The 20,482-nt window shown below is 37.1% G+C and carries 23 protein-coding genes, 1 tRNA gene and 1 other RNA gene; 17 read left to right on the top strand and 8 right to left on the bottom strand.

What is annotated here, in order from left to right; all coding sequences use genetic code 11:
- Nucleotides 1-172: 172 nt before the first annotated feature.
- The 4 genes from ffs to ABGX27_02415 all read right to left on the bottom strand — a co-directional run bounded on the left by ffs (nucleotide 173) and on the right by ABGX27_02415 (nucleotide 2,277).
- Nucleotides 173-270: signal recognition particle sRNA small type (gene ffs, locus ABGX27_02430), an RNA gene on the bottom strand.
- A 108-nt stretch (nucleotides 271-378) separates the two neighbouring features.
- A tRNA-Ser gene (locus tag ABGX27_02425) sits at nucleotides 379-473 on the bottom strand.
- Between the two features lie 41 nt (nucleotides 474-514).
- On the bottom strand, nucleotides 515-1,540 hold the full coding sequence (locus ABGX27_02420) for a KamA family radical SAM protein (GenBank protein ID MEO2068351.1): 1,026 nt from the start codon (nucleotides 1,538-1,540) through the stop codon (nucleotides 515-517).
- Complete coding sequence (locus ABGX27_02415) at nucleotides 1,537-2,277, bottom strand: hypothetical protein (GenBank protein ID MEO2068350.1); 741 nt, start codon at nucleotides 2,275-2,277, stop codon at nucleotides 1,537-1,539. The genes ABGX27_02420 and ABGX27_02415 overlap by 4 nt, the downstream gene beginning before the upstream one ends.
- Nucleotides 2,278-2,427: 150 nt before the next feature.
- Here ABGX27_02415 and secA point away from each other — a divergent pair, with 150 nt between their 5' ends.
- Genes secA through ABGX27_02395 form a run of 4 tightly spaced genes read left to right on the top strand, consistent with a single transcriptional unit; the run spans nucleotide 2,428 to nucleotide 8,323 of the window.
- Complete coding sequence (gene secA / locus ABGX27_02410; GenBank protein MEO2068349.1) at nucleotides 2,428-5,022, top strand: preprotein translocase subunit SecA; 2,595 nt, start codon at nucleotides 2,428-2,430, stop codon at nucleotides 5,020-5,022.
- A 21-nt stretch (nucleotides 5,023-5,043) separates the two neighbouring features.
- Entirely contained in the window at nucleotides 5,044-5,880 is an 837-nt protein-coding gene (locus ABGX27_02405; protein ID MEO2068348.1) for an NlpC/P60 family protein, read from the top strand.
- A gap of 16 nt (nucleotides 5,881-5,896) precedes the next feature.
- On the top strand, nucleotides 5,897-7,345 hold the full coding sequence (locus ABGX27_02400) for a DegQ family serine endoprotease (protein MEO2068347.1): 1,449 nt from the start codon (nucleotides 5,897-5,899) through the stop codon (nucleotides 7,343-7,345).
- A 9-nt stretch (nucleotides 7,346-7,354) separates the two neighbouring features.
- The gene (locus ABGX27_02395; GenBank protein MEO2068346.1) at nucleotides 7,355-8,323 is read left to right on the top strand and encodes an RNA polymerase sigma factor RpoD/SigA; all 969 of its coding nucleotides are present in this window, start codon (nucleotides 7,355-7,357) and stop codon (nucleotides 8,321-8,323) included.
- On the opposite strand, the gene ABGX27_02390 is transcribed toward ABGX27_02395, so the two are convergent.
- The 4 genes from ABGX27_02390 to ABGX27_02375 are packed head-to-tail and all read right to left on the bottom strand — an operon-like array spanning nucleotide 8,320 to nucleotide 11,933.
- Nucleotides 8,320-9,060 carry a flagellar motor protein MotB gene (locus ABGX27_02390; GenBank protein MEO2068345.1) on the bottom strand — a complete coding sequence of 247 codons (741 nt, stop codon included), beginning with the start codon at nucleotides 9,058-9,060 and terminating at the stop codon, nucleotides 8,320-8,322. The two genes, ABGX27_02395 and ABGX27_02390, sit on opposite strands and share 4 nt — an antisense overlap.
- Before the next feature lie 16 nt (nucleotides 9,061-9,076).
- Entirely contained in the window at nucleotides 9,077-9,778 is a 702-nt protein-coding gene (locus tag ABGX27_02385; protein ID MEO2068344.1) for a flagellar motor protein MotB, read from the bottom strand.
- Complete coding sequence (locus tag ABGX27_02380) at nucleotides 9,778-10,539, bottom strand: MotA/TolQ/ExbB proton channel family protein (protein MEO2068343.1); 762 nt, start codon at nucleotides 10,537-10,539, stop codon at nucleotides 9,778-9,780. The genes ABGX27_02385 and ABGX27_02380 overlap by 1 nt, the downstream gene beginning before the upstream one ends.
- Nucleotides 10,540-10,556: 17 nt before the next feature.
- The gene (locus tag ABGX27_02375) at nucleotides 10,557-11,933 is read right to left on the bottom strand and encodes an FAD-linked oxidase C-terminal domain-containing protein (GenBank protein MEO2068342.1); all 1,377 of its coding nucleotides are present in this window, start codon (nucleotides 11,931-11,933) and stop codon (nucleotides 10,557-10,559) included.
- A 223-nt stretch (nucleotides 11,934-12,156) separates the two neighbouring features.
- Between ABGX27_02375 and ABGX27_02370 the strand changes: the two genes are divergently transcribed.
- From ABGX27_02370 to ABGX27_02310, 13 genes are all read left to right on the top strand, one after another.
- The gene (locus tag ABGX27_02370; protein ID MEO2068341.1) at nucleotides 12,157-12,630 is read left to right on the top strand and encodes a Uma2 family endonuclease; all 474 of its coding nucleotides are present in this window, start codon (nucleotides 12,157-12,159) and stop codon (nucleotides 12,628-12,630) included.
- Between the two features lie 152 nt (nucleotides 12,631-12,782).
- The gene (locus ABGX27_02365) at nucleotides 12,783-12,905 is read left to right on the top strand and encodes a hypothetical protein (GenBank protein MEO2068340.1); all 123 of its coding nucleotides are present in this window, start codon (nucleotides 12,783-12,785) and stop codon (nucleotides 12,903-12,905) included.
- Between the two features lie 64 nt (nucleotides 12,906-12,969).
- Nucleotides 12,970-13,767 carry a 3'(2'),5'-bisphosphate nucleotidase CysQ gene (cysQ, locus tag ABGX27_02360; GenBank protein MEO2068339.1) on the top strand — a complete coding sequence of 266 codons (798 nt, stop codon included), beginning with the start codon at nucleotides 12,970-12,972 and terminating at the stop codon, nucleotides 13,765-13,767.
- A complete protein-coding gene (locus ABGX27_02355; GenBank protein MEO2068338.1) occupies nucleotides 13,757-15,520 on the top strand; it encodes an SLC13 family permease in 1,764 nt (587 codons plus the stop codon). The genes cysQ and ABGX27_02355 overlap by 11 nt, the downstream gene beginning before the upstream one ends.
- Before the next feature lie 16 nt (nucleotides 15,521-15,536).
- The gene (cysC, locus tag ABGX27_02350) at nucleotides 15,537-16,139 is read left to right on the top strand and encodes an adenylyl-sulfate kinase (protein MEO2068337.1); all 603 of its coding nucleotides are present in this window, start codon (nucleotides 15,537-15,539) and stop codon (nucleotides 16,137-16,139) included.
- Nucleotides 16,140-16,154: 15 nt separating this feature from the next.
- Nucleotides 16,155-17,309 carry a sulfate adenylyltransferase gene (sat, locus tag ABGX27_02345; GenBank protein MEO2068336.1) on the top strand — a complete coding sequence of 385 codons (1,155 nt, stop codon included), beginning with the start codon at nucleotides 16,155-16,157 and terminating at the stop codon, nucleotides 17,307-17,309.
- A 54-nt stretch (nucleotides 17,310-17,363) separates the two neighbouring features.
- The gene (locus ABGX27_02340) at nucleotides 17,364-17,564 is read left to right on the top strand and encodes a DUF2281 domain-containing protein (protein ID MEO2068335.1); all 201 of its coding nucleotides are present in this window, start codon (nucleotides 17,364-17,366) and stop codon (nucleotides 17,562-17,564) included.
- A complete protein-coding gene (locus ABGX27_02335) occupies nucleotides 17,554-18,012 on the top strand; it encodes a PIN domain-containing protein (protein MEO2068334.1) in 459 nt (152 codons plus the stop codon). The genes ABGX27_02340 and ABGX27_02335 overlap by 11 nt, the downstream gene beginning before the upstream one ends.
- Before the next feature lie 61 nt (nucleotides 18,013-18,073).
- Nucleotides 18,074-18,298 carry a hypothetical protein gene (locus tag ABGX27_02330; protein MEO2068333.1) on the top strand — a complete coding sequence of 75 codons (225 nt, stop codon included), beginning with the start codon at nucleotides 18,074-18,076 and terminating at the stop codon, nucleotides 18,296-18,298.
- Between the two features lie 2 nt (nucleotides 18,299-18,300).
- The gene (locus ABGX27_02325) at nucleotides 18,301-18,606 is read left to right on the top strand and encodes a nucleotidyltransferase domain-containing protein (protein ID MEO2068332.1); all 306 of its coding nucleotides are present in this window, start codon (nucleotides 18,301-18,303) and stop codon (nucleotides 18,604-18,606) included.
- Nucleotides 18,603-19,055: a hypothetical protein gene (locus ABGX27_02320; protein MEO2068331.1), complete on the top strand. Its 453-nt coding sequence runs from the start codon at nucleotides 18,603-18,605 to the stop codon at nucleotides 19,053-19,055. The genes ABGX27_02325 and ABGX27_02320 overlap by 4 nt, the downstream gene beginning before the upstream one ends.
- Before the next feature lie 11 nt (nucleotides 19,056-19,066).
- Nucleotides 19,067-20,347, top strand: a complete 1,281-nt coding sequence (locus ABGX27_02315; GenBank protein MEO2068330.1) for a flippase — start codon at nucleotides 19,067-19,069, stop codon at nucleotides 20,345-20,347.
- An 8-nt stretch (nucleotides 20,348-20,355) separates the two neighbouring features.
- The coding region (locus ABGX27_02310) for a sulfotransferase (GenBank protein ID MEO2068329.1) at nucleotides 20,356-20,482 on the top strand (127 nt) is incomplete at its 3' end.

The following is a 20,482-nucleotide window of genomic DNA, read 5'->3' as shown; positions in this document are numbered from 1 at the left end:
AGAAACTTTTGAACCTTTCTGTTTTGTTCTTGGAAAATTCCAAGTAGGTTTCAGGAATAGTGGTATTGTTGGTATTATAGGGCCAAAGAGAATGGACTATTCCCAGGTAATTCCCATTGTTGAGAATGTAGCTAAGGCCCTTTCCTTTATTCTTAGTGAGGATAGAGATATTTAGAGCCGGACCCTTACCACACACGCCCTTCAGGCTTACCGTTGCTCCCTTCCGGGCCTGGCGGGGTTCACCATCCGGGCGTTGTGGAGGACCCGGCATATTGAGTTCATCGAGTTAGTTGTAATGGCTAAGTGGTTAAATTAAGGATATTAGGAAAAGTAGGAAACTTTAGCTCTTCACCTATTCAACCATTCAACTAACTAAAATGGCGGAGGGGGCGGGATTCGAACCCGCGGTACCCCTTTTCGGGGTACACACGATTTCCAATCGTGCCCCTTCAACCAGGCTCGGGCACCCCTCCATGCAAAGGAAAAATATAGTCTTTATTCAGGGTTTGACAACTTATCTATCCGGCATTTTAAAGATTTTCCCCTTAAAACTTTTAAAAATGTAATAGTTGCTTTCTTTTTTAAATCTTTGGGGAAATAGAGGAACTTTTCCTAAACCTTTTGGACCGTCAACAGCATAATAGGGAATAGCAAGGGGGGAAATTCTCTTAAAAAGTTCTTCTATAATTTCCAACCCTCTTGTTATAGAAGTGGAAAAGTGCATGACCCCCTTTACAGGGTCGCAGTGAAAAAGGTAGTAGGGTCTAACCTTTATCTTTTGGAGTTCTCTAAAAAGTTTCTCCAACGTTTCAACGTTATCGTTAACATCTTTTAGTAAAACTGTTTGATTGTTTACAGGAATTCCTGCTTTTAGAACCCTTTTTACGGCTTCTTTAGAAAGTTCTGTTATCTCTTCTGGATGGTTGAAATGAGTGTTTATCCAAACCTTTTCTGCTTTTTCTAAAACTTTTAGAAGATCGTCATTTAAAAGTCTTTCTGGTTCAACAACAAGGAGTCTCGTTCCTATCCTAACAACTTCAATATGATCGATTTTTTTTAGAGAAAGCAAAAGTTTTTCTAACTTTTCAAGTGGTAAGAATAGAGGTTCTCCTCCTGAGATTAAAACATCTCTAACTTGAGGGGTTTTCTTTATGTATTCTACGACTTTGTCTATCTCCTTTTCATCTATAAAAAACGTAGGTTTTTTCCAATTTCTCTTCCTCATGCAAAAGCGACATAAAACAGGACAATAGTTGGTCGTTACTATTAAAACTCTATCCTTATATCTGTGGGTTAAAAAAGGAGTTTTTTTATCTTTTTCTTCCCACAAAGGATCATCTTCGCCAAAAAGCTGAACATCTTCATCAATTTCTCTAATGTCAGGTAAGATCATTCTTTTAATAGCTGTGCTATTTTTCGCTAAGTTTAAGTAATAAGGTGAAGAAGAGAAAGGATAAATAGGAACAACCTTTTTAAAACTTTCTTTCTCTTCTTCTGTTAAAGTTAAAAACTTTTCAACTTCTCTAAGTTCTCTTATCAATCAAGGCTCCATTTAGAACTGTTAAGTTCTTCGTATATTGTTTCTCTTGGGCCAAACCTGTGGAACTTAATAGTATCTCCTGAGATTTTTGTATAGATAGCTCTAAATTCTCCGTAGGGAGAAGTTACTCTTATTCTGTAAATGTCCTTTTTATCCCTTTTTAAAAGTCTTGAAGTTGAATCAATTCTTGAAAGAGCATAAATAAAACTTTCAAAAAGAAAAGGTTTAAAAGATACTTCTCTAACCATATCTTTTCTAAATCTCTTGGAGAAAAGGATCTTTATGTTGTTTTTTCCCGCTACCAGGTTTGAAAGAGAGTTTAGTGCAATTTCAATAAATAGCTCTACTCTTGGTTTAGGTACTTCCATAGACTGCAAAGATTCTATTTTCCTTTCTTTCTCAGCAAGTTCGCTTTTGAGTTTAGCCACTTCCTCAACTAAGGAATCTATCCTGTTTTTATAATCTTCAAGTTTTTTCAGCTCTTTTTGTTGAACCTGAAAGTTTTCTTTCTCCTTCTTAAGCTCTTCTATTCTGTTTCTTAAAGCCGAAATTTCACTGTAAAGCTCTTTTATTTTCCTGTCCTTTCCTTTAAGCTTTTCATTTAGATTTTTTATCTGATTTAAGAGATTCTCTTTCTTCAAAGTTTGTTGATCACGGGTTTTTCTTGGTCTCTCCTTTAAAACTTTCGCCTCAGCCCGTAGAAAGTATTCTTCTATGTCCCTAAATCCCTTTTTCATAGGCAGACTCCGGGGAAAAGGAATTGGGAAAAAGTCCGAATAAGAAATTTAGGGCTGTCAGTTTCTCATGTAAAGTTGATTTGACTTTCACCTTTCAATAGTGTAGTTTTTGCTACGTTGATAATGTTTAAAGTTTAAGGGGGCAAGGAAATGCTCAATACAATTCTTACAAAGATTTTTGGAAGCAAAAACGAAAGGGAGATAAAGAAATTAAAGCCTATAGTTGAGAAGATAAATGATCTTGAAAAAGAGTTTGAGAAAAAGTCAAAAGAAGACCTTCAGGCTTTGACTAATAAGTGGAAAGAGGAACTTTCAAAAATTGAAGATGATAAGGAAAAGTTTAAGTACATGGACAAAATACTTCCTGAAGCATTTGCTGCTGTAAGGGAGGCTGCAAAAAGAACCCTTGGAATGCGCCACTATGACGTTCAATTAATGGGAGGAATTGTTCTCCACCAAGGGAAAATTGCAGAAATGAGAACTGGTGAAGGTAAAACTCTTGTTGCAACCCTTCCTGTTTACCTTAATGCCCTTGCAGGAAAAGGAGTTCACGTTGTTACAGTAAACGACTACCTTGCCAAAAGAGACGCAGAGTGGATGGGACCAGTTTACAACTACCTTGGTCTTACCGTTGGCTATTTACAGAACGATATGGAAAAAGAAAAAAGAAAGGAAATGTACAAAAGAGACATCACCTACGGAACAAACAGTGAGTTTGGCTTTGATTACCTAAGAGACAACATGGCTTTTTCAAAGGAAGAAAGAGTTCAAAGGGGACTTTTCTACGCTATCGTTGACGAAGCTGACTCAATTTTGATAGATGAAGCAAGGACTCCTTTAATTATTTCTGGACCTTCTGAAGAAAATGTTGATGTTTACTACGTTGCTGATGCTATCGTTAGACAACTTAAGAAAGATAAGCACTTCCAAGTTGACGAAAAAACAAAAACGGCTGTTCTAACCGACGAGGGAATAAGAAAAGTTGAAGAGATTGTTAGCAGTATGACCGGAATAAAAGATTTTAATCTCTACGATCCGAAGTTTTCTGACCTTCTCCACGCAATAATTCAGTCATTAAGAGCACACCATCTATTTAAGAAGGACGTTGATTATGTAGTTAAAGATGGAAAAGTGGTTATCGTTGATGAGTTTACAGGAAGAATAATGCCGGGACGTCGTTGGAGTGATGGTCTTCATCAAGCTGTAGAAGCTAAAGAAGGGGTAAAGATAGAGGCTGAAAACCAAACTTTAGCAACAATTACTCTCCAAAACTATTTTAGACTCTATACAAAACTTGCTGGTATGACAGGAACAGCAGAGACAGAAGCAGCAGAACTGAAAGAAATCTATGGACTTGACGTTGTTGTAATTCCAACCAACAGACCTGTCCAAAGGATTGACCATCCAGACCTAATCTTTAAAACAATGAGGGCAAAATACAATGCAGTTGTTAAAGAGATAGAGAAAAACTATAAGGTTGGAAGACCCGTTCTTGTTGGAACAAACTCAATTGAAGCTTCTGAATATCTTTCAAGGCTTTTAAAGAAAAAAGGAATTCCCCACCAAGTTCTGAACGCTAAGCACCACGAAAAAGAGGCTGAAATTGTTGCTCAAGCTGGAAGACTTCACGCTGTAACTATTGCTACAAACATGGCAGGTCGTGGAACGGACATTCTTCTGGGAGGTAATCCAGAATTCTTAGCTAAGAAGGAACTAAGGGAAAAAGGAATTACTCCTGAAAAGGTAGGAGAGGAAAAGTATCAGGAAATCTACAGAGAGACCTTGGAGAAATACAAGAAAATAACTGAAAAAGAGAAAAAGAAAGTAATAGAGCTCGGGGGACTTTACGTAATTGGTACTGAAAGGAACGAATCCCGTCGTATAGATAACCAGCTTCGTGGTCGTGCAGGAAGACAGGGAGATCCGGGTGAAACGAGGTTCTTCTTATCCTTAGAGGATAATCTTCTTAGACTTTTTGGTTCAGACAGAATAAAGAGAATGATGGACATGATGAATATTCCTGAAGATGAACCCATAACCCACAAGATGGTTTCAAAAGCTCTTGAGAATGCCCAAAGAAGGGTTGAACAACAGAACTTCCAGATAAGAAAGAGACTTCTTGAGTATGATGAAGTTTACAACGTTCAAAGGAAAGTTATTTATGAACAGAGAAATAAGCTCCTTGAGGAGGAAAACTTTAAAGAAGACATTCTTCACTTTATGGAAGAAACAGCTTGGGAAATGGTTGAAAGCTTTGCTCCTGAGAACGTCTTACCAGATGAATGGGATTTGGAAGGTCTTAAGAAATCTCTAGAAGCAAGGTTTGGTTTTGAGTTTGATATTCCAACTTCTTTTGAAGAACTTATGAGCCTAAACGTTCCTGACGCTACTGATGATAGGGAAAAGCTTGTGAAACTGATCTTTAGTAAACTTAAGGAAGAGTACGAAAAACTTGAAGAGATTGTTGGAGAGAAAACTCTGCGGGAAGTGGAAAGAATGATTATGCTTCAGACCCTCGACCACTACTGGAGACAGCACCTTTTAGCCCTTGATCACGTAAAAGAGAGTATTGGCTGGAGAGGATACGGACAGAAAGATCCAATTGTTGAGTTTAAAAAGGAGGCGTTCCAGCTCTTTGAGGAGCTTATTTCTAATATTCAGAACGGAACAATAGACGGATTGTTTAACTACTATAGGTTCGTTCAAAGCCAGCTTCAGGAAGAGAATGATAAAATAGAAACCTAACAAGCTTTTTGGGAGCCAACAGTGAAGAGAGTGCTATTCATTGCTTTTAGCATAATACTTTCTACTTCCCCTTCATTTGCAGACCTTTATATAGTTAAAAAGGGAGACTCTCTTGCTAAAATAGCCAAAAAGTTCAAGACGACTGTTAGGAAGATAAAGAGACTAAACGGTCTAAGAAGCAACATAATCTATCCGGGACAAAGACTTATCGTTCCAAGTAGGTGGAAAAAGCCCAAGAAAAGTGGTTATACCATCTCTTTCGTTGAGAAGAAATCCTACGAAGTTTCGAAAGAGAAAGCTAAGCAATACTCCTCTTCTATTTATCCCATTACCGATATTGTTATGAAAGAGGGCGAAAGATTGGCTGATGCCCTCTCTACTCCTTTAAGTGTTCCATACGATAACTGGAGCTTATCGATCTTGAACGAACCAGAATACAAAAGTGCTCTTCTTAAAAGGTTGGCAGATATTTTTAAAGATCTGAAGAACACTTCTTACATATTTGGAGGAATGAATCCTAAGTATGGTTTAGATTGTTCCTCATTTACTATGTATGTTTACAAGAAACTTGGAATAGCTTTACCAAGAACTGCAAGGGCACAGTTTAACGTAGGAATTCCTGTCTCAAAAAGGGAGTTAAAGGTTGGAGATCTTGTGTTTTTTAGAACTTATGCAAGGTTCCCTTCCCACGTTGGTATTTACATAGGTAACGGAAAGTTTGTCCACTTTTCCTCTATGTACCATGGACTTGCAATCTCTTCTTTGAACGATCGTTACTTTAGAAAACGTTTCATTGGAGCAAAGAGAGTTTTAAGTGAAAAACTTGTAAAGAAGATTGTCTTAGCAGATAACAACTAAGAAAAGGAGGAGTGCGATGAACACAAGACAACTTCTAAAGAGGGTGTCTTTGACTGTGGCATTCTTAAGTGTTATATCGTCGTCATCGGTCTTTGGTAAGGTCAAACCGACAGAAAAGGATTACCAAACTGTCGAAAGTCTTCAAAAGGTCTTTGAAAGTGTTGCTGAAAAGGTAAAACCAGCTGTTGTTAACATAAGCACTGTTTCAGAAGTAAAGTTTCGTCATCCACCAATTCCACCAGAGTTTAGAGATTTCTTTGATCATTTTGGAATTCCATTTCCTTTTGATGGATTCCCTGACTCCTTTAAGACAAGGTCTCTTGGGTCAGGATTCATCGTCAAGGTCAAAAACGGATGGGCTTACATTTTGACAAACAATCACGTTATAGACAAAGCAACGAAGATAAAAGTAAAGCTTAGTGATGGTTCAGTGTATAAAGCAAAAGTTGTAGGAAAAGATCCAAAAACGGACGTTGCCCTTATAAAAATTAAAGTTGGAAATAAGAAAGTGCCGACGGTTGAGCTTGGAGACTCCGATAAAATAAAAGTAGGTGAGTTTGTTATAGCTGTTGGAAACCCTTACGGACTTGATTGGACTGTTACCCACGGAATCGTTTCTGCCAAAGGAAGACACGGCTTAGGACTCAATCCCATTGAGAATTTTATTCAGACCGATGCAGCAATAAATCCTGGAAACAGTGGTGGACCTTTATGTGATATATACGGAAGGGTTATCGGGATAAATACAGCAATCGTTAGAAACGCTCAAGGACTTGGTTTTGCCGTCCCAATAAACATTGCTAAAAAGGTAATGGAAGACTTACTAAAGTATGGAAAAGTTGTTAGAGGATGGCTTGGCGTTTACATCGAAGATCTATCTCCAGAAATAGCTAAAAAGTTTGGTGTAAAGGAAGGAGTTCTTATTACAAAAGTTATGAAGGATAGTTCAGCGGAAAAAAGCGGTCTTAGAAGTGGAGATGTGATAGTTGAGTTTAACGGTGAGCCTGTTAAGAACGTTTCCGACCTTCAGTTAAAGGTTATAAATACAAGACCTGGTGAGAAGGTAAAGGTTAAGATCATAAGAGATGGTAGACTTAAGGTAGTTACCGTTAAAATTGGTGAAATGCCAGGTTCTAAACAGGTTGCAATTGAAGATTTAGTTTCTAAATTTGGTTTCTCCGTGCAAGAACTTTCTGATGAGCTTAGAAAGCGTTTAGGAATTCCTAAGTGGATTAAGCACGGTGTAATCGTAACTTCCGTAAAACCTGGTTCTTCTGCTGATGATGCCGGTTTAAGAGAGGGAGACGTTATTGTCAAAGCGGGTGTTTCTCCTCGTAGAATGAAGACTTTAAAAAGTGTTGAGGACCTACTCAGCATACTTAAAGATGCTGGTAGTTCAGGAATTCTCCTAAAAGTTGTTAGAGGAGAGAGGGTTCTTTACTTAGTTCTAAATCCTGAAGAATAGGAGTGGGGCATGGAAGAAAGAGAATTTTTGTTTGAGGATGAAGAGAACTTTAATTTAGACGAAACTTTAGAAGGTTTTGATGAAGAATTCACGGAAGGGATGGATCTTTTTAGCCAGCAGATTGATCCGTCCCTCATAGAATCTTTTGTTCCAGATAAGGATTCCTTGGACGCATTTTTAAAGTCCATAGCGAAAATTCCTCTCCTTACAAGGGAAGAGGAGATAGAACTTGCAAAGAGGGCAAAGAAGGGAGACAAGGAAGCTCTCAAGAAACTTGTTGAATCAAACTTAAGGTTTGTTGTAAGCGTTGCTAAGAAGTACTTAGGTTGTGGACTTCCTCTCCACGACCTTATTGCAGAAGGAATACTTGGATTAATAGAAGCAGCAAGGAGGTTTGATCCTGATAAAGGGGTTAAGTTCATATCCTACGCTGTTTGGTGGATAAGGCAGTCTATTATGCAAGCTCTTGCCCAGCAGACTGGAGCAGTAAAGATACCTGTTAAGCAGGCAGTTCTTGTTAACAAAATTACCCGTTCTTACGGGGAACTACTTAAAAAGCTTGGTAGAGAACCTACTACTGAAGAACTTGCTGAATACGTCGGAATGGACCCAAAAGAAATAGAAAGGCTATTAACAGTATGCCAAGTGCCTCTTTCTCTTGATACTCCTATTGGTGATGAGGAAGATACTACGTTTAAAGATTTCTTAAAAGGCGAAGGAACTGCTGAGGTAGAAGAAAAGGTTGTTCAAGAAGAGTTAAAACAAAGCATTCAAGAGATGCTTGAACAACTTACTCCACAAGAAAAGAAGATAATAATAATGAGATTTGGACTTGATGGAAATGAACCAAAGACTTTGAGGGAAATTGGTGAGAAACTTGGCATTAGCCGTGAAAGGGTTAGACAGCTAGAAGCTCGTGCTAAAAAGAAAATGAAAGAATACGCTACCAGAAAGAAACTTGATGCCTTTTTAAACTAAGGTTGTTGCTTAGTTTTCTGTTTTGGTATCTTCTCCTTTCTCTCCACTTCTACTTTTTCAAACTCTCTTGGATTTGCAACTTCTAAAAAGATCTCAACTCTTCTATTTCTTGCTTGCAAGATAGGATTTTTCCAAGTATAAAGAGGTCTTGAACTTCCATAACCAACAGCTTCTACTTTTTTGGGGTCAACCCCTTTAGATACTAAGTATTTTGCAACTGTAACAGCTCTTCTTATTGATAAGTCCCAATCGTCGTGAATGTAAGGTAGAAACCGTTGTGGTTCGTCTAAGCTTGTGTGACCTTCTATCCTTACTCTAAAATTTCCTGGAAGTTCTTTTATAACCTTGGCAATTTCTTTGAGTGCCCTTTGGGCATCTTTAGTTAGCTTAAATGAGTTAGGTTTAAACAGTACTTTGTCAAATAGTCTTATTAGGACATATTCCTCGGTTACTACAATCTGGTATCCGTGTATTGGGAGTATTCTTTGAATGATACGTCTAATCTTTTTTGCTAGATCCGTTGTATAGATTTTTATCGGCTTAACTACAGAAATTTTTTCAAAACTTTTAGCCTTTTCTCCCTGAAAGTAAGATAAAAACTTTATTGCCTTAGTCACATCAAGAGTACTCATTGAATAAAGGAGAATAAAAAAGGTTAGTAAAAGGGACATAAGGTCACTAAAACTTGTAAGCCACGCCGGAGCCGCTTTACACTCTTCTTTTTTACGTCTAGCCATTTTCCTTATCCATCACTTATCTAGGTAGATGAATAACAAGTTCTATTCTCCTGTTTTTAGCTCTTCCTTGAGGAGTCTTATTTGAGGCTATTGGTCTGTAAGGACCACAGCCAGCTGCAGAAAGCTTTTTAGGGTTGTATCCACACTGTATAAAAAGTCTTAGCGTTGCCGTTGCTCTTGCAGCAGAAAGTTCCCAGTTGGAAGGAAAACGTTTTGTTCGTATCGGAATACTGTCTGTATGACCTTCTATAGTAATTGGAAGTTCTAACTCTTTTAGTTTTCTACAAACTTCCATAATTAAAGGAATAGCTTCTTTGTAGGGTTTATCACTTCCTGGAGGAAAAAGCTTATCGGTATTTATCCTTAACCTGATACTACTTCCAAACTTTGCTATTTCAGCATTTATTCCAAATCTTTTTAGCATTCTTTTTATTTCTAAGAGTTTTTGTTCTATTTCTTTTCTTGATCGGAGTTTTGGATACATATCAGGAAACTGAATTGGAATTCTTTTTCCTTTTATTACTTTTTCTTCTGAAATTACGTAATGACCTCCAAAAGCTTCAATAATTCCTCTTATGGCTTGATAGAACTTTTCAAGGGAAATAGTACTCATGGAATAAAGAAGGATAAAGAATGTTAGTAGTAGTGACATCAAATCGCCGAAACTTGTTAACCACGCTGGAGGAGTCTTACACTCCTCCTTTTTCCTCCTTGCCATTATCCCTCTTTAACTTCAACGCCGAGGAGTCCGGCAAGTTTTTGTTTTAGTATGTTAGGGTTAATACCTTTCTCTATAGCTTCAGCTGTTAAAAGGTAGGCTTCTAAGTAAAGAAGTTTTAAATCTTTATAGTACTTTAACTTCTTTGCGATTGGAATACATAGAGCATTAGCCAAGATAGCACCATATAAAGTTGTAATCATAGCAACTGCCATACCTGGACCAAGGGCTGACGGGTCGGAAAGGTTTTGAAGCATCTGGATAAGCCCTATAAGCGTTCCTATCATACCAAAAGCTGGGAAAAGATCTCCAAGGGACTCCCATACTGCTACTTCTGTGGATAACTTCTGTTCTGCTTGTGCCATTGCACTTTCAGCTGTACTTTTTATCTCATCTATCTCAAGGCCGTCAATCAACATTCTCATTATGTCGCCGAGGAATGGGTCTTTACTGTAGAAGTTGTCTATATCAGATTCAAGAGCTAAGATACCCTCCTTTCTTGCTTTTTTAGCTATATCTGTGAGGAAATCTATAGTTTCAATAGGGTTTGGAATTCCGGGATTAAGGGCTTTTAAGAAAGCTTTAAGACCGTTTATAAACTCTCCCAGGGGAAATCCTGCAAGGGCTGCGGAAAGTCCTCCACCGACTGTAATTAATAGCGACGGGATGTTGATAAAGGCTCCGGGACTTCCTCCAATGACAATAGAAGCGATTATAAGTAGAAAAGCAGCACCTATACCTATGAGGGTAGCTATATCCATACTCAGCCCTCTCTTTTTTAGTCTAAGTCAAATATTTTTCCTGGGTTAAGTATGTTATTAGGATCTAAAGCCTTCTTTATAGCTTTCATAACTTTTAATGCTTCCTTTGCCTCTAAAGGCAAAAATTCCTTTTTCATCCAACCAATTCCGTGTTCACCAGAAACAGAACCTTCAAGTTCTAGAGTAAGTAAAAACACTTCCCTCACGGCTTGTTCTACCCTTTCTTCTTCCTCTGGCTCGTACATAAAGTTAACGTGTATGTTTCCATCTCCTGCGTGTCCGAAGTTAACAACCATCAGGTTATATTTATCGGCAATTTTGTAAACATTTTTAATTAAATCGGGAATTCTACTTCTTGGAACTACCACATCCTCGTTGATTTTCTTGGGTTTGAGACGAACAATAGCTGGAGAAAGGGATCGTCTCGCGTGCCATATGGCTTCTCTTTCTTTTTCTGTCTTAGCGGTCTTTACCTCTACTGCTCCAGCCTTTTTACAAACCTCTATTGCCCTGTTTATAAGTTCATCTACTACACTTTCGTATCCGTCAACTTCAATGATGAGCAATCCCTCAGCGTAAGTTGGAAGTCCAATTTTTGCGTAGTTTTCAACTGCTACTATTGAGTTTTTATCCATAAACTCGCAAGCTGTCGGAATTACTTTAGCTTTGAACATATCTGCAACGGCTTGGGCAGCCTGTTCAACCTTTGGAAATATTGCCATTGCAGTTCTTACAGCTTCAGGTTTGGGAATGAGTTTTAAGTAAGCTTTCGTAATGAAAGCAAGTGTTCCTTCAGAGCCAACGATTAAATCCTTAAGGTTATAGCCGGCAACAGACTTTACTGCTTTTGAACCTACATTTGCGATTGTTCCATCTGCAAAGACAACTTCAAGCTGCATAACGTAATCTTTGGTTACCCCATACTTTACACATCTTGGGCCACCAGCGTTCTCTGCTATATTTCCACCAATGGTTGAGTATTTATAGCTTGAAGGGTCGGGGGGATAGAAAAGACCTCTTTTTTCTACTTCCTTCTGAAGGTTATAGGTAACTACTCCAGGTTCTGTAAGAACAGCAAGATTGTCCTCATCTATTTCTAAGATCCTATTCATTTTCTCCGTTGAAATTACGATTCCTCCGTCAAATGGATCTGCTCCACCCGTAAGTCCAGAACCCGCTCCTCTTGGATAAATTGGAATTCTTTCTTCATTGGCAAAAGAAAGAATCTTTGAAACATCCTTTTCATTTTCGGGAAAAACTACAAAGTCTGGAATACCTTTACTTCCAGTTGGAGTTCCATCGTAGGAATAAGTTATTCTCCAATCTAAAGAGGATTTAACTTTATCTTCTCCTATTAAATCCTTTAAGAACTTTTCTACCTTTCTTTTATCCATGACCTAACTCTCCCTACGGAATTTCAAGTGAATGTTAACATAAAGATATGTTAAATCTTTTACGTTGAAATTGACTTTTCTTGTGGATGGTAAGTTGTGAAATTATCTTAAAGTATAGCCTAGAAAACTTAATTCAGAGGTAGACAATGAAAGCATCTTTAGTAGATAAGCAAAAAGGTAGTCAAAAGAAAAGAAGGGGAGTTCCAAAAGAACTCATCTATGAATGAGGAATGGAAAGCCAATTTATTACAGGGATTACGATAAAGTCCTTAGGGGGGAGAAGACTCTGGAAGAAGTTATGGGTAGTAGTAAATTGCAATGGTGGATTATAAGTGTGTTACTTAACTTTCTTTATCAGAAGCTGGATAGTAAAAAGTATATAGTTGCTACCAACGAAGCAGGTTTTCAGTGGGCACCAAGGACGTGGAGAAACTTGGATATAGCTATCTTTGACAGAGAAAAGATCTTAAAAGAAGATATTAATGAAAGGTATGCAAAAACTTCTCCAGAGGTTGTTATAGAGATAGATACAAAGGCAGATTTACGCAAATATGGCGATTTTATGAACTATGCAAGAGAAAAGACGCAGGATCTACTTGATGCTGGTGTAAAGAAAGTAATTTGGTACACAACCTTTGATAAGAAAGTAATGGTAGCTGAGAAAGGAAGAAGATGGTTTATTACAGATTGGAATTGAGGAAGTAGAAATTGTTGATGGTATAATCTTAGTCTTAGAGAGAGGTTAAAAGGAGAAGAAATTAGGATGGAAGAAACCTATGGAAAGGTTCTTTTTATTTGGGATAGGAAGACAATAATATCCGACCATCAAAAGGTAGACTTTAGAAGAACTTGAAAGAAAAATGGAACCTAAAAAGGTTAGGGAAGTTTAGAAAACTTTTAAGTATAGCAAGAGAGTTTACTAAGGAGAATGAAAAGTTTAGCGAAATTTTGAAGAGAGAAAGGTTGCTTTAGGCAAATCCAAGGTAGGAATTGAAATGGTAAAATAAATAAACTAAGAGTAAGAAGAGGATCATTAATGAATAAAGAACTTTTAGATACAGCAATAAAAGCAGCTCTTCAAGCTGGGAAAGAAATCTTAGAGATTTACAGAAATGGAAACTTTCAAGTAATTGAAAAAGCAGATACTTCACCTCTCACGTTGGCTGACAGAAGAGCACACCAAGTAATAAAAGAACTTCTTTCTGAATGTAGCTTACCAATTCTTTCTGAAGAAGGAAAAGCTATTTCTTACCAAGAGAGGAAGAACTGGGAAATTTTCTGGATGGTGGACCCACTTGACGGAACAAAGGAATTTCTAAAAAGAAATGGAGAATTTACAGTAAACATAGCTCTTGTAAAAGGGAATAGACCTGTCTTAGGTGTTGTGTACGCTCCTGCTCTCGGAGAGATCTACTACGCTTCTGAAAGTACAGGTTCGGTGAAAGTTCACGTTAAAGACGATGGTACACTTGGAGAATCTAAGGTTCTAAATCCAGAAGACACAGCAGCTGATAGAGATTACATCGTGGTAGTTGCTTCAAGATCCCATATGTCAGAAGAAACAAAAGTATTTATCGAGAAAATTTTCTTTGAAAAAGAGATTAAAACAGTTTCTAAAGGAAGCTCTCTTAAACTGTGTTTAGTAGCAGAAGGGAAAGCAGACATTTATCCTCGGTTTGCTCCGACTATGGAATGGGATACCGCTGCGGGACAGGCGATCGTAGAGTTCTCTGGCGGAAAAGTACTTGATACTGAATGGAATCCTTTGAGATATAACAAAGAGAATCTACTCAATCCATACTTCATTGCTTTAAGAAAAGGTTATGAGCTTTGATTCCCTTGTTCTAGCAACCTTACTCTTTTTCCTCCTCTTTGCTCTTTATAAGGAACTCTTCCACCCAGCAGCAGCCTTTATGATAGTTATCACGCTTCTTGTCCTGTTTGGTATTTTAGAACCCAAAGAAGCACTCCAAGGCTTTTCGAATCCTCAAGTAGCCGTAATAGTCCTACTGCTTGTTGTAACATCAGTCCTAAAGAAGTTTAAGACGACAGCCCTTCTGTTTAAAAAGATTGTTTCTGAAAACCTCTCTTACGAGAAATTCATTTTAAGGCTTATGGTATTTACATCTTTCCTATCTTCTTTTCTAAATAATACTCCTGTTGTTGCTACGCTGATTCCTTACGTTTACAATTGGGGAAGGAAGAAGAAAATCTCTCCATCTAAACTCTTAATTCCACTATCCTACGCTGCAATTCTGGGAGGAACTGCTACTCTCATAGGTACCTCTACTAATTTAGTAGTTAACGCTCTATACATTGAGGCCGGTTATCCCTCCCTTCGTATGATTGACTTTGCACTTGTAGGTGTTCCTGCCATTTTACTGGGAATAACCTATATGTACTTCATTGGAGGTAGGATTCTTCCTGAGAGAAAGGATGCGCTTAAAAGTTTTTACGAGAAAAAGCGCGAATACATCATCGAAACAGTTGTTCCTCATAACTCTCCTGTAGCTGGAAAAACAGTACAGGAAGCAAGGCTTAGAAATCTAAAAGGACTGTTTCTTGCAGAGATAGTCCGAGGTAAGGAGAGAATTCTACCTGTATCTCCTGAGGACATAATAGAAAAGGGAGATGTACTCATTTTTGTTGGAGAAACAGAAAAAATAGTTGAGCTTGTCAAGGGAGAATGGGGGTTAAAACTTCCACGTGCTTGTTCTATTGATACAGGAAAAGCGTTGGAAATCATAGAAGCTGTAGTTTCTCACAACTCTTCCCTTTCAGGAAAAAAGGTAAAGGATACTGACTTCAGAGCTAAATACGATGCAGTTATTCTCGCAGTTCACAGGAATGGTGAAAAGCTCTCAGGTAAAGTAGGAGAAATAATACTTAAACCTGGAGACCTGCTTCTTATCTTAGCTGGTAGGGACTTTTGGAAGAGAGTATCAGATAGTGATGATATCTATGTAATGACAAAGGTAACAGAACTGGATAAAGAAAATGAAAGGTATGGAATAGTTGTTCTTTTCTTGTTTGTACTTACAGTGATCCTTGCATCCTTTGGTGTTATTTCTCTCTTTAACGGTCTCTTACTCTTACTTTCACTTTTGATTGTCTTAAAAGTCACAACCTATGGGGAAATACGTAAAAATATTGACCTTAACTTGGCAATCATAGCTGCTCTTTCAATTGCCCTTGGCCATGCTATGGTGAAAACAGGACTTGCCGATTTTCTTGCAAGTAATTTGATAAACCTCGTTGAACCTCTCGGTGTTACCTTTGCTCTTCTTATGGTTTACTTAATTACGAACCTCTTAACAGAATTCGTAACAAACATTGCAGCAGCTTCTATCTCCTTTCCAATAGCTTTGTCTGTAGCAGAACACTTTTCTGTTAATCCCAAAGCGTTTGTCTTAGCAGTAGCCTTTGCTGCTTCCGCAAGTTTTCTAACTCCCATCGGATACCAAACCAACCTTATGGTCTACAGTGCCGGAAATTACCGTTTCTCTGACTTTGTAAGAGTAGGCTTTCCTCTTGCACTTTCTTATATGTTTCTTACAATTCTACTTCTAAAAATCTTTTTCCTTTAATTTAGGAGAGGGAAGTATGGAAAAGGAGAAGAAATTTATAATTCCCCATACTGGTAAAATCTCAAGAAAAGACAGAGAAAGAATGAAAGGTCATAAATCCTTTATTCTCTGGTTTACAGGACTTTCTGGCTCTGGAAAATCCACGCTTGCCCATAGAGTAGAAGAGCTCCTATACGAACAAGGTGTTCATACTTACGTTCTTGATGGCGATAACATAAGAATGGGACTTAACAAAGACCTTGGTTTCTCAGAAGAAGATAGAAGAGAAAATATCCGCAGGATAGGTGAAGTAGCGAAACTCTTTATTGACGCAGGAATAGCTGTACTTACTGCTTTTATTTCTCCTTATAGAAGTGATAGGGAATTTGTAAGAAATTTAGTGAATGATGGCGACTTTATTGAAGTCTACGTTAAGTGTCCTTTAGAGACTTGCGAGCAGAGGGACCCAAAAGGCTTATACAAGAAAGTCCGTGCAGGGATAATAAAGAACTTTACTGGAATAGACGATCCATATGAAGAACCGGAGAATCCAGAAATCGTGGTTGAAACTGACAAGATGACGGTAGATGAGTGTGCCTATAAAATTATCTCCTACCTAAAAGAAAAAGAATTGATCTAAAGAAATGGAGGAAACATGATAGAACCCCACGGCGGAGAACTAATTAACAGACTTGCATCTTGTGAAGAAAGAGAAGAACTCCTCAAAAAAGCAGAAACATTTCCTAAAATAATCGCAGGTGATAGATATGTTGGACATTGCGAGATGATAGCTATTGGCGGCTACTCACCTCTTAAAGGCTTTATGACAAAAGAAGAGGCTGAATCGGTTATCAGGGATATTCATCTTCCAAATGGTCTACTTTGGTCAATACCTATAGTTCTTCCTGTAGAGGAAGATTTATGGAAAAGCCTTAAAGTAGGCGACGAAGTTGCAGTTTACGATAAAACAGGTAGACCAATTGCGATAGTTGTGGTTGAAGACAAGTATACCCTTGACCTTGATTTTTACTGTCAAAACGTCTTTAAAACGAACGATGAAAACCACCCCGGTGTTGCGTTTGTCAAAAGCGCCGGTAATTTCTTTATTGGAGGAGAACTTGTTCGTTTAATTAACAGACCTCTTAGGGAAGGTATTCCGGAACATTACTATCAGGATCCTGCTGAAGTTAGATCTGTGATAAAAGAAAAGGGCTGGAAAAGAGTTGTTGCTTTCCAAACGAGAAACCCCATTCACAGAGCTCACGAGTATATAATCAAGTGTGCCCTTGAGACTATGGATGGAGCTTTAATACATCCCCTTGTCGGAGAGACGAAAAAGGATGACATCCCAGCTCCTGTAAGAATGAAGTGTTACGAGGTCCTCATAGAAAATTACTTTAACAAGAATAAAATTCACTTAAGCGTTCTTCCGGCTCCAATGCACTACGCAGGTCCCAGAGAAGCTGTCCACCACATGATTATGCGCAAGAACTATGGATGCACCCATATGATAATTGGCAGAGACCACGCTGGCGTTGGAAATTATTACGGAACTTACGAAGCTCAAGAATTCGTTGACCAGTTTATTGACGAACTCGGCATTAGACCTCTAAAATTTGATCACGCTTTCTATTGCACAAAATGTGAAAACATGGCAACGTCAAAAACTTGCCCTCATTCCAAGGAATACCACATCCACCTAAGTGGAACGAAAGTTAGATCTATGCTTAGGGAAGGTAAAAGACCACCGAAAGAGTTTTCTAGACCGGAAGTGGCAGATATATTAATAGAGTGGGCAACCGGTAAATAATGGTGATTCATCACCAAGCTTGAAGGTAGCAAAAGGAATTTTAGGAGGTTTAACATGCAGTTGATGGAAAAGATAGACCTTACATTATTACCTGAAGAAGCAAGAAGGGAATTGATTGATTTTTATGAGTTTCTTCTTCAAAAATATAGGATAAAAGAACGAAAACACAAAACATTACCCAGAGGGTTTTGTTCTCCTGTAAAAGTAGCATCTTACTCACGAATCGCCCGAAGAGAGGAAATTTATGAAAGATAGAGTATTTGTGGACACTAACATATGGATTTACGCTTTAACAGAAAGCAAAGTGGAAGATAACAAAGAAAAAAGGGAGATTTCATTATCTTTACTTGAAAGTATAGTAGCGCAAGAAAAAGCCATTTATGCATCAGTTCAGGTAATAAATGAATGCCATTGGAACTTTATCAGGAAATTTAACTTATCAGACGCGACAGCTATTAGAATAATTCAGGAAAATATAATAGCAATTTTCCAAATAACAACTGTGACTTTAAACACCTACTTACTATCTAATCGGATAAGACAACCCTATTGTCTGTCTTTTTGGGATAGCTTAATAGTTGCTTCTGCCTTGGAAAACCAATGTTCCATTCTATACACAGAAGATATGCAAAACGGACAAGTGATTGAAGATAAATTAAGGATTGTTAATCCATTTAAGGAGAAAGACTCAAGAAGTTGTTAATATCGTAGAAGCCATGAAGATTGTAAAACTGTGAAAAGGGTGGAGGTTTAATATGCAGTTAATGGAAAAGATAGACCTTACATTATTACCCGAAGATGCAAGAAGGGAATTGATTGATTTTTATGAGTTTTTGCTAGAAAAGTACGGCTCAAAATACAGCTCAAGAAAGGGAAAAAATAACATAGAAGATATTAAGGAAATCCTTCTAATTGATAAGGTTCAGATTGATACAAGAAATTGGAAGTTTAGCAGAGAGGAAATTTATGAAGGATTAGGAAATTGTTAACAATGAAGGCGCAGAAAAAGAAGGTGCGATTAACAAAAGAAGAAATTGAGAAGATAAAAAATGCCATTTTACCTTTTGATCCGGAAGCCAAAATAGTTCTTTTCGGTAGTAGAACAGATTTAAACAAAAGAGGTGGAGATATAGATCTTTTAGTTGTTTCTTCCAAAATCAACTTTGAGGATAGAAGAAAGATAAGAGTAAAACTTTTTAAGGAACTTGGCGATAGAAAAATTGATCTTATTATTACGCCTGATCCTTCTGTTAACATTTTCACAAAAGTTGCTTATAAGTATGGGGTAAAATTATGAACACTGAGGAAAGAAAAGAAATCTTCTATGAGAATTTTAAGCTTTTTAACAAAAGTATTTACTGGCTAAAAAGGTCTCTGCAACGAATAGAATGTATTGAGAACTTTGAGAAACTTACAGAAGAACAGCTTGAAATAATAGAAACGTTAATGAATAGATATTCCAGAGCAGTTGATATCTTAATTAACAAAGTGTTAAGAAGCTTAGACTATCTTGAACTTGAAGAAACCCATAGGAAACTTGACATTGTAATAAGGGCTGAAAAGAGAGGATTTGTGGAAGATTACAATATTCTCATCGAAATGAAGGATTTAAGGAACGAACTGGCACATGAATACTTAGAGGAACGTTTAAAGGATAGAATAGAAGAGGTAGTAAAGAAAAGCCGAATGCTAATAGAAATTGCCGAAAAAATTTATCGTTACGTTCAGAAATTTGGATATTGCTAAGGGTTTGCTGAATGGAATTTCTCAAAAAACTTGACTCTGATAAAAAGAGACTCTTAGAGAACTTTCTTTCCTTGTCAATTCTTCAAGGGGTTAACTATATTCTTCCTTTAATTACTTTGCCTTATCTTGTAAGAGTTTTAGGACCTGAAAAGTTTGGACTTATAGCGTTTGCACAGGCGTTTATTCAGTATTTCAATATCCTGACAGATTATGGATTTAACTTATCGGCTACAAGAGAAATTTCCATACACAGGAAGGATAAAGAAAAGATTTCTGAAATATTTAGTTCGGTAATGATTATAAAATTTGCTTTACTTATCTTGTCTTTCATAATAATGACAATCATTGTTTTTTCTTTTGATAAGTTTAAGAAGGATTGGTTGATTTATTATCTGACTTTTGGAACAGTAGTTGGACAGATCCTATTTCCGGTGTGGTTTTTTCAGGGAATGGAAAGAATGAAGTATATTACATTTTTAAATATCGTTGCTAGACTAATTTTTACTATTTCTATTTTCATCTTTGTTCATAAAGTTTCTGATTACATTTATGTACCAATGATTAACTCTTTAGGCTTTCTTGTAGTAGGTATTCTATCTGTCATAATAATATTAAGAGATTTCAAAATAAAGTTTATTATTCCAAATAAACTTGCTTTAATTCATCATCTGAAAGAGGGAGGATATATATTCATTTCTAGAATCAGTATAAGCTTCTATACAGTATCAAATGTTTTTATTCTTGGTCTTCTGACAAGCAATACTGTAGTTAGCTACTATTCAGTTGCTGAAAAGCTTATTAATATCGTTAGGAACTTCTATAATATAATTTTGCAAGTTATGTATCCGTTCGTTTCAAGACTTGTTACTAATAGAAAAGAAGAAGCATTGGAGTATGTAAAGAAAGAAATCAAACTGTCTATGACGGGAGGAATCATAGTAAGTGGTTTGATAGTTTTTCTTGCCAATCCCTTAATTTCTTCCCTTTTTGGTAATGAGTTTCTCCCTTCAATCTTAGTTCTCCAGGTGCTTTCAATAATTCCAACTATAACTATGATTTCTGCTATCATAGGACAGCAGATTCTGCTTAACTTTAGATTAAGAAGAGTTTTTACTTTAAGCATAATCTATCCTTCAATGTTTCATATTCCATTATTAATTTTATTGGTCAAAATCTTTAGTGCTTTGGGAGCAGCACTCGCTGTTATAATTACAGAAAGCTTAGTCTTGCTTTTCAGACTTGTTCTTTTATGGAAAAAAAGGAAAGATCTCTTCAAGACAATTTTAGCGTGAGGTGTAATATGGGAAAACTTCCGAATTTTTTAATAGTCGGTGCAGCAAAATCAGGAACAACTTCTCTTTATCATTACTTAAAAGAACATCCTGAAATTTATATGAGTTCTGTGAAGGAACCTAAATTTATTACAT

The sequence above is a fragment of the Desulfurobacteriaceae bacterium genome (assembly GCA_039832905.1).
Classification (GTDB): domain Bacteria; phylum Aquificota; class Aquificia; order Desulfurobacteriales; family Desulfurobacteriaceae; genus Desulfurobacterium.
This window is presented reverse-complemented; position numbering and strand designations above follow the sequence as displayed.

What these genes read in the sequence shown, in the direction of transcription:
- ABGX27_02385 (MEO2068344.1), bottom strand. Translation starts at nt 9,778, where the DNA reads ATGGCAAGGAGGAAAAAGGAGGAGTGTAAGACTCCTCCAGCGTGGTTA.
- ABGX27_02325 (MEO2068332.1), top strand. Translation starts at nt 18,301, where the DNA reads ATGAAGGCGCAGAAAAAGAAGGTGCGATTAACAAAAGAAGAAATTGAG.
- cysC (MEO2068337.1), top strand. Translation starts at nt 15,537, where the DNA reads ATGGAAAAGGAGAAGAAATTTATAATTCCCCATACTGGTAAAATCTCA.
- ABGX27_02390 (MEO2068345.1), bottom strand. Translation starts at nt 9,060, where the DNA reads ATGGCTAGACGTAAAAAAGAAGAGTGTAAAGCGGCTCCGGCGTGGCTT.
- ABGX27_02315 (MEO2068330.1), top strand. Translation starts at nt 19,067, where the DNA reads ATGGAATTTCTCAAAAAACTTGACTCTGATAAAAAGAGACTCTTAGAG.
- secA (MEO2068349.1), top strand. Translation starts at nt 2,428, where the DNA reads ATGCTCAATACAATTCTTACAAAGATTTTTGGAAGCAAAAACGAAAGG.
- cysQ (MEO2068339.1), top strand. Translation starts at nt 12,970, where the DNA reads ATGAATAAAGAACTTTTAGATACAGCAATAAAAGCAGCTCTTCAAGCT.
- ABGX27_02335 (MEO2068334.1), top strand. Translation starts at nt 17,554, where the DNA reads ATGAAAGATAGAGTATTTGTGGACACTAACATATGGATTTACGCTTTA.
- ABGX27_02320 (MEO2068331.1), top strand. Translation starts at nt 18,603, where the DNA reads ATGAACACTGAGGAAAGAAAAGAAATCTTCTATGAGAATTTTAAGCTT.
- ABGX27_02395 (MEO2068346.1), top strand. Translation starts at nt 7,355, where the DNA reads ATGGAAGAAAGAGAATTTTTGTTTGAGGATGAAGAGAACTTTAATTTA.
- ABGX27_02375 (MEO2068342.1), bottom strand. Translation starts at nt 11,933, where the DNA reads ATGGATAAAAGAAAGGTAGAAAAGTTCTTAAAGGATTTAATAGGAGAA.
- sat (MEO2068336.1), top strand. Translation starts at nt 16,155, where the DNA reads ATGATAGAACCCCACGGCGGAGAACTAATTAACAGACTTGCATCTTGT.
- ABGX27_02340 (MEO2068335.1), top strand. Translation starts at nt 17,364, where the DNA reads ATGCAGTTGATGGAAAAGATAGACCTTACATTATTACCTGAAGAAGCA.
- ABGX27_02330 (MEO2068333.1), top strand. Translation starts at nt 18,074, where the DNA reads ATGGAAAAGATAGACCTTACATTATTACCCGAAGATGCAAGAAGGGAA.
- ABGX27_02380 (MEO2068343.1), bottom strand. Translation starts at nt 10,539, where the DNA reads ATGGATATAGCTACCCTCATAGGTATAGGTGCTGCTTTTCTACTTATA.
- ABGX27_02370 (MEO2068341.1), top strand. Translation starts at nt 12,157, where the DNA reads ATGAGGAATGGAAAGCCAATTTATTACAGGGATTACGATAAAGTCCTT.
- ABGX27_02355 (MEO2068338.1), top strand. Translation starts at nt 13,757, where the DNA reads ATGAGCTTTGATTCCCTTGTTCTAGCAACCTTACTCTTTTTCCTCCTC.
- ABGX27_02415 (MEO2068350.1), bottom strand. Translation starts at nt 2,277, where the DNA reads ATGAAAAAGGGATTTAGGGACATAGAAGAATACTTTCTACGGGCTGAG.
- ABGX27_02400 (MEO2068347.1), top strand. Translation starts at nt 5,897, where the DNA reads ATGAACACAAGACAACTTCTAAAGAGGGTGTCTTTGACTGTGGCATTC.